The sequence below is a fragment of the Rossellomorea aquimaris genome (assembly GCF_008180865.1).
GTDB lineage: Bacteria > Bacillota > Bacilli > Bacillales > Bacillaceae_B > Rossellomorea > Rossellomorea yichunensis.
In genome coordinates this window covers 733929-749046 of the sequence record NZ_VTEX01000001.1, presented here as the reverse complement: position 1 = coordinate 749046, position 15118 = coordinate 733929, and the positions used below count along the sequence as shown (strand labels likewise).

11 protein-coding genes are annotated in these 15118 nt (G+C 40.2%); 2 read left to right on the top strand and 9 right to left on the bottom strand.

What is annotated here, in order from left to right; all coding sequences use genetic code 11:
• Positions 1 to 19: 19 nt before the first annotated feature.
• From FZC88_RS03700 to hflX, 3 genes are all read right to left on the bottom strand, one after another.
• Positions 20 to 436, bottom strand: a complete 417-nt coding sequence (locus tag FZC88_RS03700; RefSeq protein ID WP_148969245.1) for a MerR family transcriptional regulator — start codon at positions 434 to 436, stop codon at positions 20 to 22.
• Positions 437 to 575: 139 nt separating this feature from the next.
• Positions 576 to 1853, bottom strand: a complete 1278-nt coding sequence (locus FZC88_RS03695; RefSeq protein WP_148993689.1) for a methionine gamma-lyase family protein — start codon at positions 1851 to 1853, stop codon at positions 576 to 578.
• Between the two features lie 17 nt (positions 1854 to 1870).
• A complete protein-coding gene (hflX, locus tag FZC88_RS03690) occupies positions 1871 to 3124 on the bottom strand; it encodes a GTPase HflX (protein ID WP_148993688.1) in 1254 nt (417 codons plus the stop codon).
• Positions 3125 to 3329: 205 nt separating this feature from the next.
• On the opposite strand from hflX, the gene FZC88_RS03685 reads away from it, so the two are divergent.
• A complete protein-coding gene (locus tag FZC88_RS03685; RefSeq protein ID WP_148969248.1) occupies positions 3330 to 3938 on the top strand; it encodes a trimeric intracellular cation channel family protein in 609 nt (202 codons plus the stop codon).
• 72 nt (positions 3939 to 4010) lie between these two features.
• Here the strand turns inward: FZC88_RS03685 and spoVK are convergent, their stop codons facing one another.
• From spoVK to FZC88_RS03665, 4 genes are all read right to left on the bottom strand, one after another.
• Positions 4011 to 4964, bottom strand: coding sequence for a stage V sporulation protein K (gene spoVK / locus FZC88_RS03680; protein WP_148993687.1), 954 nt, complete (start codon positions 4962 to 4964; stop codon positions 4011 to 4013).
• A gap of 386 nt (positions 4965 to 5350) precedes the next feature.
• Positions 5351 to 5587, bottom strand: coding sequence for an RNA chaperone Hfq (gene hfq, locus FZC88_RS03675; protein WP_113968114.1), 237 nt, complete (start codon positions 5585 to 5587; stop codon positions 5351 to 5353).
• 27 nt (positions 5588 to 5614) lie between these two features.
• Complete coding sequence (miaA, locus tag FZC88_RS03670; RefSeq protein WP_148993686.1) at positions 5615 to 6574, bottom strand: tRNA (adenosine(37)-N6)-dimethylallyltransferase MiaA; 960 nt, start codon at positions 6572 to 6574, stop codon at positions 5615 to 5617.
• Positions 6575 to 6872: 298 nt separating this feature from the next.
• On the bottom strand, positions 6873 to 9257 hold the full coding sequence (locus FZC88_RS03665) for a penicillin acylase family protein (protein WP_397541164.1): 2385 nt from the start codon (positions 9255 to 9257) through the stop codon (positions 6873 to 6875).
• 574 nt (positions 9258 to 9831) lie between these two features.
• On the opposite strand from FZC88_RS03665, the gene FZC88_RS03660 reads away from it, so the two are divergent.
• A complete protein-coding gene (locus tag FZC88_RS03660) occupies positions 9832 to 10269 on the top strand; it encodes a hypothetical protein (protein WP_148969336.1) in 438 nt (145 codons plus the stop codon).
• Positions 10270 to 10464: 195 nt separating this feature from the next.
• Here FZC88_RS03660 and mutL read toward each other — a convergent pair whose 3' ends face one another.
• Together mutL and mutS are read right to left on the bottom strand one after the other, a co-directional pair.
• The gene (mutL, locus tag FZC88_RS03655) at positions 10465 to 12354 is read right to left on the bottom strand and encodes a DNA mismatch repair endonuclease MutL (RefSeq protein WP_148993685.1); all 1890 of its coding nucleotides are present in this window, start codon (positions 12352 to 12354) and stop codon (positions 10465 to 10467) included.
• Between the two features lie 13 nt (positions 12355 to 12367).
• Positions 12368 to 14989 carry a DNA mismatch repair protein MutS gene (mutS, locus tag FZC88_RS03650; protein WP_148993684.1) on the bottom strand — a complete coding sequence of 874 codons (2622 nt, stop codon included), beginning with the start codon at positions 14987 to 14989 and terminating at the stop codon, positions 12368 to 12370.
• Positions 14990 to 15118: the final 129 nt, after the last annotated feature.

The following is a 15118-nucleotide window of genomic DNA, read 5'->3' as shown; positions in this document are numbered from 1 at the left end:
AGTTTATTAAAGGTTTTATTTAATGAAAAAAGCGAGACATGTCACCTTGACGCAAAGATGCTTTAGTAAATCGACCGGAATGCATCAATTCATTTCGAAGTAATTTACGCAACTCGTCATCGGATAGATCCTGTCGTGCTTTTTCTTCCTTTTCATTGCTTACGTCAGATACTACTTTACTTTCATTATGACTGGATACCGCATATATCTTCTTAATCCCAGCCATGTTGATGCCTTGATCTAACAAATCCTTTACTTCTAATAACTTATCAATGTCATTCAAGGAAAAGAGCCTGCGATTCCCCTCAGTACGTGCAGGGCTGATCAATTGGTGCTCTTCATAGTATCGAATCTGACGAGCTGTTAGGTCCGTGAGCTGCATGACAATACTAATTGGGAATAATGCCATCGTTCGACGAATTTCACTACCGCTCATCCTGATTCCTCCTTTTGTTTTCCTTCTTGACCTTATTATATGTAATGTAAGGAGTTCTGTCAATCAAATGTTAGATTTTCTTACATAAGAATTCAGTAGAAAAGGATAGTCAGATTTAGACTATCCAATTACTAATTTATTATCCTATTGTCACAGTGATTAAACCTTTTTCAATCAAATTATCTACTGCTGAGCAAACGGCAATTTTTACATGGGCGTAAGTTAATCCCCCCTGAACATATGCCACATAAGGTGGTCTTATCGGACCGTCTGCAGATAATTCAATGCTGGAACCTTGAATGAATGTTCCTGCTGCCATAATGACATCATCCTCGTAGCCGGGCATATAGTTGGGATAGGGAGTAAAATGAGAATTTATAGGTGATGCAAACTGGATTGCCTGACAAAATGCGACCATCTTATCTCTGTCATCGAACTGCACAGACTGAATTAAATCTGTTCGTTTTGCATGAGGACTTGGATTTGTATTCATGCCAAGTTCCGTTAAAAGCGCAGATGTGAAGACGGCCCCCTTTAATGATTGTGCCACCACATGGGGTGCCAAAAAGAAACCTTGATACATTTCTTGCAAGCTATAAAGAGATGCACCCGCCTCTGCCCCTATTCCAGGAGAGGTCATTCGATATGAACATGCGTCAACGTATTCTTTCTTTCCTACAATGTAACCCCCGGTTTTAGCAAGACCTCCACCAGGATTTTTGATAAGGGAGCCTGCCATTAAATCTGCTCCGATGTGACAAGGCTCACTCTCTTCTACAAACTCTCCGTAGCAGTTGTCTACGAAGACAACCATTTCAGGGTTTATCTCTTTTACAAAATCAATCATTTCTTTGATTTCTTCTATAGTAAAGGAAGGTCGGTTGGCATATCCTTTAGATCGCTGAATCCCCACCATTTTTGTTTTGGAAGAAATCGTTTTTGCCACCCCTTCAAAATCCACCTTTCCAGACTGGAGTAAATCTACACTTTGATAGCCAATTTGAAAGTCTTTCAGTGACCCGGTTCCTTCCCCGCGAATCCCAACAATTTCTTCTAACGTATCATATGGTTTTCCCGTTATGTACACTAATTCGTCCCCAGGTCTGAGTACACCAAATAAGGCGATGGAGATTGCATGAGTACCTGAAATAATCTGAGGACGCACTAGTCCTGCTTCTCCTCCGAAAACATCGGCATAAATACTTTCTAATGTGTCTCTTCCTGCATCGTCATACCCATAGCCAGTTGAAGGTATGAAGTGGGAATCGCTTACACGGTGCTTTTGAAAAGATCTAAGCACACTGAACTGGTTATTTTCGGCCCGTTCTTCAATTTGGTTGTGTATATCTTTAATGCTTTCTTCAACTTTTGTTACCAATGGTTTTAGAGTGTTTCCGTGCACTAATTGTTCAAACATGAGGTTTTGTTTCCCTTCTACCTTTGAAATTTCTTGATGCTGCCTGCGATTGGATGATCTTCCAGGTGATAGCCCTTCAATTCATAAACCTGGTTTTCTTCAATAAATTGCAGCTTTTTTAAGATGGTTTCATTCTTTAATTGTGAAAGGACCTTCCCTTCACTCGCTGGAATGAATACATGATAAGATGTCATATGTTTTTTTACGATTTCTTCTATTTTTAATAGAAGCTGCCCGCGATCGTGTTCGTTTAAGGCACTGATCATGATACGATCCCATTCGCTGCTTGGGACAAAGTCATGGTGCATCACATCTTTCTTGTTGTAAACCGTTAACTGAGGCAGTCCAAACATGTCCAGGTCTTGTAATAAAGATTGAACGGTTTTTTCATGCTGACTGTAATCGGGATTAGAACTATCCACTACATGGAGAAGAAGATCCGCCTCTCTCACCTCTTCCAGTGTAGAGCGAAAAGCCGCTACTAATGTAGTCGGGAGATCTTGGATAAATCCGACTGTATCCGTTAGTAATGTCAAGTAGCCACTGGGCAAGGGCATTTTTCTGGTCATCGGGTCCAATGTTGCGAAGAGTTGATTCTCTTCATAAGAGTCTGCTAATGAAATTCGATTAAACAAAGTCGATTTCCCAGCGTTTGTATAACCTACCAGTGCAATTTGAAAGGCTTTGTTACGCTTTCTTCGTTCACGATACCTTTCTCTGTGTTCAACAATGATTTGTAGTTGTTTCTTAATATCATCAATCCTGCGATGAATGTGACGACGGTCACTTTCGAGCTTTGTTTCACCCGGCCCTCTTGTACCAATTCCTCCTCCCAACCTTGAGAGAGAAGCTCCTTGACCGATTAATCGAGGAAGCAGATATTGAAGTTGAGCAAGCTCTACTTGTAATTTCCCCTCTCTTGAACGGGCGCGGCCAGCGAAGATATCCAGGATCAGTTGAGTACGATCAATCACCCTTGCATTTAAATCTTTTGATAAATTTCTAATTTGACTCGGAGATAGTTCATCATTAAAAATGATTATATCCGGTTCAAATTGCTCTTCTAAAAGGACCAACTCTTCCACTTTACCTTTTCCTATATATGTACCAGGATGAACACGATCCCGTTTTTGAGTTAGTATAGCCATTACTTGACCTTGAGCCGTTTCCGTCAATTCTTCAAGTTCGTCTAAACCATACTGAAAACGCAAGTCATCTTCCTCGAGTTGACACCCAACAAGAATGACTTTTTCCTTTACTTCATTCTTCAATAAACATCCTTCTTTCTGTACAATTCATTATTATTTTCATCATACCAAATTCGCCTCGTAAACTCTATGTAAAAAGGAATGAAAAATGGTTGCAATTAAGTGCAGACGTGTTAAAATCAGTATGTTTGAATTTACGATATCACACTCATTCAAGAATCTACATAATGGCATGTAGCATATTGTAATAGGGTTAGGAGGAATGTGTATGACGTGGGAAGTATTAAGTATTATAGGTACCATTGCTTTTGCTATTTCAGGAGCTATCATTGCCATGGAAGAGGAATACGATATCCTCGGTGTTTATATATTAGGAATTGTCACAGCATTCGGTGGAGGGGCTATTCGGAATTTACTGATTGGCGTCCCTGTTTCCGCTCTATGGGAGCAAGGCATGTTGTTTCAGATTGCCCTCCTTTCCATAACAGCTGTCTTTCTTTTCCCTAATAATCTCCTAAAACACTGGAGAAAATGGGGGAATTTCTTTGATGCCATAGGTCTTTCAGCTTTTGCTATACAAGGAGCACTGTATGCTTCTGAAATGAATCATCCAATAAGCGCTATTATTGTAGCAGCTGTGCTGACAGGGAGCGGGGGCGGAATCATTCGTGATCTCCTTGCCGGTCGGAAACCATTAGTGCTTCGTTCAGAAATTTATGCTGTCTGGGCAGTCCTGTGCGGAGCAGCAATCGGGCTCGGGGTAGTCCATTCAGCATTTGAACTCTACTCTTTATTCGTGATCACAACAACATTACGTGTTCTATCCTATTTATACAAATGGAGGTTACCGAATAGGAGCTTACGGGCACATGTATAATAGAAAAATGCATTCACTTTTGAATGCATTTTTTTATAGATTTTTATATTACTAGATGTTTACTAAGTATAGTCATTCAGATGATCCTTTGTTAAACACTAAATCATTGCTGCGGATTGTTAATAAATCATGTCGATCATAGCAATTTTCCATTAGCAGCCGCATGGCCTGAGTACGAATTGACTTTTCTAATACATTCCGTACATACCTGCCATTTGAAAATGCCATAGGAGATAATGTATTTTTTGCTGAGTGAAGATGTTCCCGGATCTTTCTTTCTGCATCATGACTTAATAAATATTCCTTTTCTTCTAACATCCTTCTGCCGATTTCCATCAGCTGATCAACTGAATAATCCGGAAAGTGAAAGACGAGAGGGAATCTTGATTGAAGACCGGGATTCAAGGTAAGAAAGTGTTCCATTTCCCTCGAGTATCCTGCCAGGATCAAGATGAATTCATGCTGCTTATCCTCCATATGTTTGACAAGTGTATCGATGGCTTCTTTCCCGAAATCCTTCTCTCCTCCTCTGCCCAGTGAATACGCTTCATCGATAAACAAAATTCCACCCAGGGCTTTTTTGACAAGGTCTCTTGTTTTCTGAGCAGTGTGACCAATATATTCACCAACCAGATCTGCTCTCTCTGCTTCGATTAAATGACCTTTAGAAAGTACATTCATTTTCAAGAACAGTTTTCCGATAATCCTTGCGACAGTAGTCTTTCCTGTACCGGGATTTCCTTTGAACATCATATGAAGGGCTTGTTTTCCTGCTTTCAACCCCATTGTTTCCCGTTTCTTATTAACATATATCCAAGCATAGATTTCTTTCACCATTTTCTTCATTTCTTCCATTCCGACAAGTGATCCAAGTTCTTCTTCTATTTCTTTTAATGCGACATGCTCTTGAGGGAGCGACTGAGGAATGGAATCATGTCTTATCGTATCTTTTACTGAACTCCGTTTTTGAGAATTCAATACAATGCTGATTTGACCATTATTTTTCATTCTCATTGGTTGATCCAATGGATTCACCTCACCATTCTTAAGACAGTATACGCTCCTGAAGATTTTAGGGTGACAAACGCCTATTTTTCACCAGGTTTTTTCGACAAATTAGAAGAATTCTGTCTATTTCTGCGCTTTCCCGAGAAATAAAAAGAAACACGGAATCTTTTGCTTCGTTTATTTTTCATAACGATTCATCATATTCATAACTAGTGAAAACTAATTTGGAACTTGATAAGTGAGGGACATAAAAAAAGCCTCTCTTATCATCCTATTCAATTACTTTTCGTTTCATTAATTAATTCTTGCAATCACGAATCAGATTCATGCCCTATATGATAAATATACTGATGATTACTACAAAAAAAGCTGCCCATTGAGGCAGCTTTCGCAGTCTTTTAATATTAATTGCTTTGTTCTTCAAAATTTATTTGGACATTTCGCTGTGGAGCGAATGTTGAAATGGCATGCTTATATACAAGCTGCTGTTTTCCTTCGCACTCAAACAGCACTGTAAAGTTATCAAAACCTTTCACTTGTCCACGGATTTGGAATCCATTCAATAAAAATACCGTACATAGTGAACTCTCTTTTCTTAATTGATTAAGGAATTGATCTTGGATATTAATGGATTGTTTCATGGTTAGTCCTCCTCTTCTATCTCTACGTTACTTATTCGACTTTAATTGTAGCTTTCCTGCAATAAATTCTGAAATATCCTCAATATTTTTGGTGTGCTGACTCTCAATTGTCATATCGAACCAGGCAACATCCATTTTATTTCTGAACCATGTAAGTTGGCGCTTTGCATATCTTCTTGAATTTTGCTTTAGGCTTTCATTTGCCCGTTCCAAGCTGACTTTACCATCAAAATAATCGTAAAGTTCTTTGTACCCAATGGCTTGAACAGACTGAACATTTCTTATACCTTTATCGTACAACTCTTTTACTTCTTCTAATAAACCTTGTTTCATCATCAGATCAACACGGAGGTTTATCCTTTCATAAAGTTTTTCCCGATCCATGGTTAACCCAATTAAAGCCACTTCGTACTGCAGCTCCTGTGATTGCTCTTCTTGATACTCAGACATTGTCTTGCCGGTACAATGATAAATCTCCAATGCACGAATGACTCGTCGGGTATTATTCCGGTGTATATTCCCTGCTGACGCGGGATCGACAGATACTAATCGATCATGAAGCCACTCGGAACCATTTTTCTCAAGGCTTGCTTCTAATTCCTCACGATAGTGTTCATCACCTGGAGTTTCAGTGAATTGATAATCGTATAATACCGACTGAATATATAGCCCTGTCCCCCCAACTATAAGAGGGACTTTTCCACGTGAGTGAATCTCTGAAATTTTCTTTCGGACAAGTTGCTGAAAGTCTGCTACAGAAAAGGATTCCACGGGCTCTCTAATATCAAGGAGATGATGTGGGACTCCTTCCATTTCCTCAGGGGTGATTTTCGCGGTACCGATATCCATTTTTTTATAAATCTGCATGGAGTCACCGCTTATGATTTCGCCATTATACCTCTTGGCAAGTTCTATACTTGTTTTGGTTTTACCTACAGCAGTCGGACCAATAAGAACGATCACTTTCTCTTTTTCAAATCTTGTCATACGTTCACTGCTTTCTATGTAAATGTTTCGTTACATATTATCGTACCATAATGATAGATGTTGTTAAATCACATCTTGCCAGTATACCCAATTCTTTTATGATTATTCAATATAAGAAGCTGATTTCCTCCCTTCTTCTTAGAAGTGAATGTACCCATTTCTATAGGGGATAAAACTCACCCACATTAAACTCTCATACTATAAACAGCCCGGAAAGGCTCTCCAGGCTGTTTATAGATGTTAATAATTCTTCTTGTGGGAATTGTTTTTAACCTTTGATGACCAGCTGCTTTAGACTTTAATTTGCTTTTAATATTAACCTGTCCCCATCTCGGTTTGAGATGGATGTTTGATGATAGTCCCCGTTTTTCCACGCGTCCATTTGATTTTGATACCATTTACTTTTATAATGCCCCGCTTGGCCAGGGCCTACAATATGATAGCCATTGTTCATGTTCTCTGTATCAATAACAAATCTCCACGAAGCACCATGATTGACGATTCCACTCTCATTGTAACTTGCAGCACCCACCGTCACTCTACTTCCTCCCAACGGCTCGGGATCCCTGTCATTTAAGAACCATTTCAACACGGAAGAAGCTCCCGATAAAGGGTGTTCAAAGTATACTCTATGATACAGTCCCCACTCCCACTCTTCCATAGAAGAACCATATGCTTCTTCCAGCTCGTCTAATGCTTGGGTAAGTGAAGCTGTTAAGAAAGTCTGGTATCCTCCTCTGTCCACAAACCACTGAGATTCCTCTCCGTTATGAGCTTTTCGGATGAGTTCATCCACGACACTTTGACGGCCTTCAAACAGTTTCATCATATCTTTTGGAATATCTTTTTTAAATAGGCCAGTGGAAATTTCGTTCATCCACTGATGAAAAACGAGTGGAGCAGCTTGTTTTTTATCATCTTTAATGTTCCAGGACTTCAGCAGCTCAACAGCTGCTTTTTCTTTAGCAGTTAATGAGCCGCTTTCCATATCTTCAATCAGAATAGGAACCATTTCACGTGCATGTAAATTCATCTGATCCATTTGAAGGTCTTTCATATCCGAAAGAGTGAATTCCTTTTCCGCTTCTATATACTCCGATATTCTCATGTACCGATATGGCTGAGCCCAGTGGTGACTAATATGATATGGATATTCATCAGTAACTACTTTATTATTCGCTGTTGCAATGAAACCCGATTCTGGATTGATGACTTTTGGAAGCTCTTCGAATGGTATAAATCCTTCCCATTCATAATCAGAATCCCACCCCGGTACAGGCAGAAGTCCGTCCCCTTTTTTCCTGATAGGAATTTTCCCATTGGCCTTATACGCAATCGTTCCATCCTCTGAGGCAAAAACGAAATTTTGTGTAGGAACGTGGAAGTCCTTTAAGGCTTCTTCAAATTCATCCCAATCCTTTGCCTTATTGATGTTAAGGATTGCGAGAAGTTCCAGACTTGGATCAAGAGCTGTCCATCTCATTGATAGTACTTTTCCACTTTCATTTTGATGAGCAAATTCTGAAATCACCGGACCATGTCTTGTGATCGTGACTTCATAAGGAATGGTGTCACCATCTTTTACTTTAATGGGCTCTTCTATGACCGTTGCCCTTTCCCAATTTTCATCATATAAAAACAGAGAAGGATCTTCTTCATTTTGTTTTTCTACATATAAGTCCTGAACATCAGGTCCCGTATTTGTTACCCCCCATGCAATTTGCTTATTATGACCAAGGATGATTCCTGGAATACCGGCAAAAATTACTCCACTCACATTGACTTGTGGTGATTCCAGGTGCATCTGATACCATATGGAAGGAGTTCCTAATGAGAGGTGGGGGTCGTCTGCCAGGAGGGGTTTACCACTGGCTGTTTTCTCTCCACTTACCACCCAGTTGTTGCTCCCATTAAATTCAGGTGGAATGACTGCACCGGCAAATGATTGCTCCATATCAACCTGAACTTCTCCTATATCTGATAGAATGGCAGGAGCGTCTTCAGGGTATGAAGGGAACAAATCATACGCTTTATCCTTAGGCATGTTTTCTAATGCCCAATACCTGAAAGCCTGACCTTGCCAGTGGCCCCCTAAATCAAATGCCATATACTTCCCGATGGTTAATGAATCGATTGGAGTCCATCTTTCAGGTTTGTAACCAAGCAGGGTGAATTCTATAGGGAGCCTTCCTTCATCTTTGGCTTCTTGCATATAAGCGTTGACCCCATCTGCATACCATTCGAGAAGCTGCTTCGCTTCATCAGGATATGCAGTAAATGAAACCTCCGCTGCCCTCCGCAAACCAAATGTCCGGAAGAACTTGTCCCGATCAATTGCTTTCTCACCGACCACTTCACTCAATCGCCCTGAAGCCTGTCTTCTGCTTAGGTCCATTTGGAATAGACGATCCTGGGCCTGTACATAACCCTGTGCCATATACAGGTCTTTTTCATTTTGAGCTAGAATATGGGGCACGCCGTCTTTATCCCTGATCACTTCTACATCTTGGGATAACCCATTTAAAGAAATGGTACCAGATGTTACAGGCAGAGATCTGTCAATGTAATAATTTGCAAAAATAAGGATTCCAAGCATGATAAATAGAATGGATCCCGCTGTCCATAATGTAATTTTAAGGCGTTTATTCTTTTTCTCCCTTAGAAGCTCTATGCCTCCATTCATTCCATTTCCCCCTATTTATATATTGAATTTTCTGAAAATATCTATATCTTAGTATTAGCTTTTTGTGAGAAGAATTCCTTCAACAAAAATGCATTCTGATAAATTTCATATATAGATAACGAAATGGCAATAAAGTACTTTCATATAATGGAGAATAAGTATGTGTCAGACTCGTTCACTTTGATACTGTTTCTTTTTGAAAAAAACGCTAATAATCTATTACTAAATAATTATTGAAAGAATGGAAACGGAAGTTATATAAGTTTCCATAATATAATTATTGTAATCAATATCATTCAAGTGTAATACTCTTATTACATTTAGCATTAAAATCATTTTAGGCATACCACTCTTATTATCACCCTTTTTGTGCCTATACCCACTCATCTCATCTAATACTTTTTATAAAGATTGATATAATTACAAATTACTACCGTCATCCCCTACCAGTATGATCCGAAATCAACTACACAGCGTTCGTTTATTATGTATTTATCATTTATAATCAACCAGCACAGTCATAAATAGTAGAATTACATAACATATACTAGATTAGAAAAAAGGAGGTGAGATGATGGGTATCTTTCTAGATGGTAGAACAAGTCAAAATGCCAGTTTGGCTAACACCTTAACTACCCCAATCCTTGTAGGTACCGATTCTTTATTTGGTGTGGTGGGGTTGGACGTAACAAAGGCAACTGTTGGACAGATAAGAGTCGAGTTCAGTGGAACTGTCGCTGTACAGTTACCTTTAATTCCGCTTGCAACTAGTGTCACTATCACTGTAGTAAGGGGGACGCAACAATCAGGTTTAACTACTGTATATTCTGCTGAACAGCAATTGAGTCTGGAGATTTTGGGACCACAGCTCATTACATTTTCTGGCGCAAACTTTAACGCGCCTAAGCCGGAAAGTGGACCTTTAGTATATACCGCATATATAAGCGCCTCAGCTATTGGGACTATCAGGGTCGGTCCTGAGAGTTTTAGTGCTATTGCAACATCTGGATAATTATTAATTGGACAACCTATGCCTCATATTTATTGGGTGAGGCATATTTTTGATACAAAATCACCTATTCAGCATCATCTTTTCAGTACCTTGTATGCTGTTGGTAGGGTGTTTAAACGAATTATACCTTTCGACACTGGTGTTTAAAACTAAATAGAAACAGCCGATGGATTCGCAGTATTCCATCGGCTATTTTTACATTATTCGTTTAAACATCTTTTCCATTTCATAAGTTGAATAGTGGATGATAATTGGTCGCCCGTGTGGACAGGTAAATGGGTCACTGGTTCTTCTCAGTTCGTCCAGTAAAGCTTGCATATCTTCATTGCGCAAATGATGGTTCGCCTTGATCGAACCTTTGCAACTCATCATAATAGCTGCTTCTTCCCGGAGTTTTTTGATATCAACCCTGTTCATTTTCAACACCTGTTCGATCATATCTTCAATGGTTTGCTGTTCTTCCCCTTTTGGAAACCATTGAGGATGAGCCCGTACAATAAAGCTATTGTATCCGAATTCTTCCAGAAACACACCGACTTCTTCCAGAAGATGGCGGTATTCATTAATTTTAATGTACTCATCTGTAGAAAATTCAAGGGTAAGTGGGACCAGGAGTTCTTGGAGCTCCTTCGCAACCTCCCCCACTTTTTCTTTAAAGAACTCATATTTTATTCGTTCTTGAGCTGCATGTTGATCAATGATATATAGGCCGCGATCATTTTGGGCAAAGATATAAGTACCGTGCATTTGGCCAACAGGATAAAGTGGAGGAACTCTAGGAGAGTGACCTTTTTCATGGAATACTTCTTCCCCATTAGTATCCTGGAATTCCATTTCTTCGTCAATTGTGCGCGTTAAGTCCGGAACTGCCGGTTCATCTGTACCAGGGATTTCTGCCTCATGGGATTCGTTCATATCTGTTTTTGGCTCATAAAGCTTTTCCGGTTCTTCTTTAGGAACTAACCGTTCACGAACCGCACCTGCAAATCCCGCCATTTCCTCTTTCGCATGAGTTTTAGCCGAATGGTCCAGGTTCATAAACGTTTGCTCTGATTTTGGCTGTACAATCTTCGGTGCCACGGATCCTGAAGGAATCAATTCTTTTCCTTTGAACACCCTTTTGATTCCTTCCGTAACTATTGTGTTTAATTCACTTTCTTTACTAATGCGGACCTCCATCTTGGAAGGATGTACATTCACATCTACCAGAATGGGATCCATCTCTATGCTAAGAAGGACGATGGGGTGACGACCAATAGGAAGAAGTGTGTGATACCCCTCGCCGATTGCTTTCGCCAAAGCATAGTTTTTTATAAACCTTCCATTGATCATCGTTGAAATATAATTTCTGGAAGCACGTGTAACCTCCGGCAGGGAGATGTAGCCCTTAACCTTGAAGTCAAGTGAGCTGACTTCAATCGGAACCATCTTTTTGGCAATTCCTACCCCATAGATAGCTGCCAGAACCTGCAGGACATCTCCATTACCATTGGTGTGTAGTAGTGCCTTACCGTTGTGCAAAAGCTTGATTGAAACGGTAGGATGTGCCAGGGCAATCCGGTTCACCACATCTGTAATGTTTCCCAACTCAGTATGAATGGTTTTCATATATTTTAATCGTGCAGGTGTATTGAAGAACAAGTGTGAAACTGTGATATCTGTGCCTTTTCTTGACGATGTTTTTTCGAGTGAGTTGATTTCTCCACCTTCAAGTTCGATATACGTACCTGGACCATCTCCCGTACTCGTTTTCAGCTCAAAATGGGAAACGGAAGCAATACTGGGCAGGGCTTCTCCTCTAAATCCCAATGTCCGGATACGGAATAAATCATTTTCGTCTTTGATTTTACTGGTTGCATGGCGTTTGAAAGCTGTTTTCACATCATCCTCTTCGATACCGTCTCCATTATCAATGATGCGTATCGAATGTAAGCCTGCTTCTTCGATATGAATTTCGATTACGGATCCGCCTGCATCTATACTGTTTTCAAGGAGCTCCTTCACGACAGAAGCCGGTCTTTCTACAACTTCACCGGCGGCAATTTTATTGGAAAGCGAATCATCAAGCTGAAATATTTTTACCACAGTTTCACCTCCATTAATTTTTTAACTTTTTTTGGATCACGTAGAGAGTGTTCATTGCATCCAAGGGAGTCATCTCCAGGATATCGAGTTTTTTAAGCTCCTCTAAGCATTTCTTTTCTTTAGAAGTAAGCTTTTCTTTGATCTCCTTCTTCTCATCAGAAAAAAAGGAGAGCTGGGCAAGTTCTTCTTCACTTGGCTCGTGTTTCTCAACAGCTGATTCCCTCGCAACAGCCACTTCTCTGTAGTGAGAAGTCTCATCCTTACGCTCAAGCTCAAGAAGGATTTCGTTTGCTCTTTCAATCAGGGCTTCAGGTAGTTCTGCAAGTTCGGCAACGTGAATTCCATAACTTTTGTCAGCTGCTCCCTCTTTGATTTTATGAAGGAAAACGAGCTTCCCGTTTTGTTCCATGGCACTTACATGTACGTTTTTCACCTTTTGTAATTCTTCTTCAAGAACCGTCAGCTCATGATAGTGAGTGGAGAATAAGGTTTTTGCCCGTATATGTTCATGAATGTATTCAATAATCGCTTGGGCCAAAGCCATGCCGTCATAAGTGGAGGTACCGCGTCCAATTTCATCAAATAATATTAAACTCTGCTGAGTCGCGTTGATGATCGCATTTTTTGCCTCTAACATCTCCACCATGAAAGTACTTTGACCTGAAATCAGATCATCCGCTGCCCCAATTCGCGTAAATACTTGATCAAAGATTGGCAGGTTTGCTTCACTGGCAGGAACATAACACCCAATTTGAGCAAGAATACTCGTTAAAGCCACTTGTCTCATATAAGTGCTTTTCCCCGACATATTCGGTCCTGTGATAAGAAAGACTTCTTTTTCTTGATCCATATAGCAGTCGTTCGGAACATATTCCTGAGCACCCATCACCTTTTCCACAACCGGATGACGTCCGTCCCTCAACCTGATTATTCTTTCTTCATTAAAGACAGGGCGGATATAATGACGCTTTTCACTTACCGTTGCAAAGCACTGGAGAACGTCCAATTCACTTACGAGTTTCGCGAGCCTCTGCAGGCGGGGGATGAATTCCTTGACTCTCTCACGAATTCCAAGGAACAGTTCATATTCCAATTCCACACTTTTTTCATCGGCCTGAAGGATAAGCGCTTCTTTCTCCTTTAACTCAGGGGTGATGAAACGTTCAGCATTCGTTAATGTCTGTTTTCTTTCATAGCGTTCTTCTTCCAGGTGTTGAAGGTTTGCTCTCGTTACTTCGATATAATAGCCAAAGACCCTGTTAAATCCAACTTTAAGGGACCGGATTCCAGTCCTTTCCCTTTCATCACGTTCGAGCTGAGCAATCCAGGACTTCCCGTTTCTACTTGCATCACGATATTGATCAAGCTCATTATGATACCCATCCCGAATCAGACTTCCCTCTTTAATTGTAAGAGGGGGATTTTCCACTAAAGCCAGGTCAAGAAGATCTGTCAGCTCTTCACATGGATCAAGTTTCCTTACGAGATCATCGGTTGCTTCATTTTCGAGTGATCCCACCAGGTGTTTTAACACAGGTACTTGCTGAAGTGATTTTTTCAGCTGAATCAAATCACGTGCATTCACATTACCGAACGCAACCCGCCCCGCAAGCCTCTCTAGGTCATACACTTCCTTTAATCTTTCTCTAAGGTCCTGCCTCTCAAAGAATCGCTCCAATAGCACCTCAACAACCGTTTGACGTCTTTGAATGTCCTGTTTATGAATAAGTGGTCGATCGATCCATTGCTTGAGTAACCGGGCTCCCATAGCCGTCATCGTTTCATCTAATAGCCAAAGAAGCGAACCTTTCTTTCCTTTTGAGCGGATCGTTTCCGTCAACTCCAGATTTCGCTTCGAATAGTAATCCATTTTCATAAATTGATGCAGCTGATATGTCTCAACAATTTGTAAATGATCAAGGCTTCTCTTCTGTGTACGGAAGAGGTAGTGAAAAAGGAGGGAGGAAGCTTTTATTAGTTTATCTTGTTTTAAAGGGGCAACGAGATGAGCAAAATCTCCTCCACCTTCAGCTCCTTTCTCATATGACAAGGTAACTTCGTTTCGTTCTTTAATCTTTCCTTGTACCGCTTCATTTAGATCGGGGTGAATGACGACTTCCTTCGCACCAATCGTAGATAATTCATTCAACAATGCTTGAAGACCATCTGTGACCAAAGTCACTTTTGTTTCCCCTGTTGTTAAGTCACTATAAGAAAGTCCGTAAGTTTCATCTTTAAAATCTGTTACAGAAGCAATATAGTTGTTCTCTTTGTCATTCAGGCCTTTACCATCCATAACCGTACCGGGTGTAATGAGCTGAACAACTTCTCTCCGCACAACTCCCTTAGCTTGTTTCGGATCTTCGGTTTGTTCACAAATTGCTACTTTAAAACCTTTATCGATGAGCTGCTCTATGTAGTTAGGAGCAGAATGATAAGGAACTCCACACATGGGAATACGTTCCTTCCCTCCCCCATCACGACTTGTTAACGTTATTTCAAGTTCCTGTGATGCTGCTATGGCATCGTCAAAAAACATTTCATAAAAATCACCTAAACGAAAAAATAAAAAGGCATCTTGGTATTCTGCCTTTACTTGTAAGTATTGTTTTATCATTGGGGTATATTGTGTCATGGTTTCATTCAAACCTTTCCATGTAAATCTACTAATCTCGACTATTCATTATATCACACGTAAAACGGTTGGAGCATGTAGTAGATTGAGGAAACCGGTTCTGGTCAATTTACGATCAGTGTGTACATC

Coding starts and splice junctions, on each gene's coding strand:
- mutS (WP_148993684.1), bottom strand. CDS start 14,989: ATGACACAATATACCCCAATGATAAAACAATACTTACAAGTAAAGGCA.
- FZC88_RS03665 (WP_397541164.1), bottom strand. CDS start 9,257: ATGAATGGAGGCATAGAGCTTCTAAGGGAGAAAAAGAATAAACGCCTT.
- FZC88_RS03695 (WP_148993689.1), bottom strand. CDS start 1,853: ATGTTTGAACAATTAGTGCACGGAAACACTCTAAAACCATTGGTAACA.
- FZC88_RS03660 (WP_148969336.1), top strand. CDS start 9,832: ATGGGTATCTTTCTAGATGGTAGAACAAGTCAAAATGCCAGTTTGGCT.
- FZC88_RS03700 (WP_148969245.1), bottom strand. CDS start 436: ATGAGCGGTAGTGAAATTCGTCGAACGATGGCATTATTCCCAATTAGT.
- miaA (WP_148993686.1), bottom strand. CDS start 6,574: ATGACAAGATTTGAAAAAGAGAAAGTGATCGTTCTTATTGGTCCGACT.
- FZC88_RS03685 (WP_148969248.1), top strand. CDS start 3,330: ATGACGTGGGAAGTATTAAGTATTATAGGTACCATTGCTTTTGCTATT.
- hfq (WP_113968114.1), bottom strand. CDS start 5,587: ATGAAACAATCCATTAATATCCAAGATCAATTCCTTAATCAATTAAGA.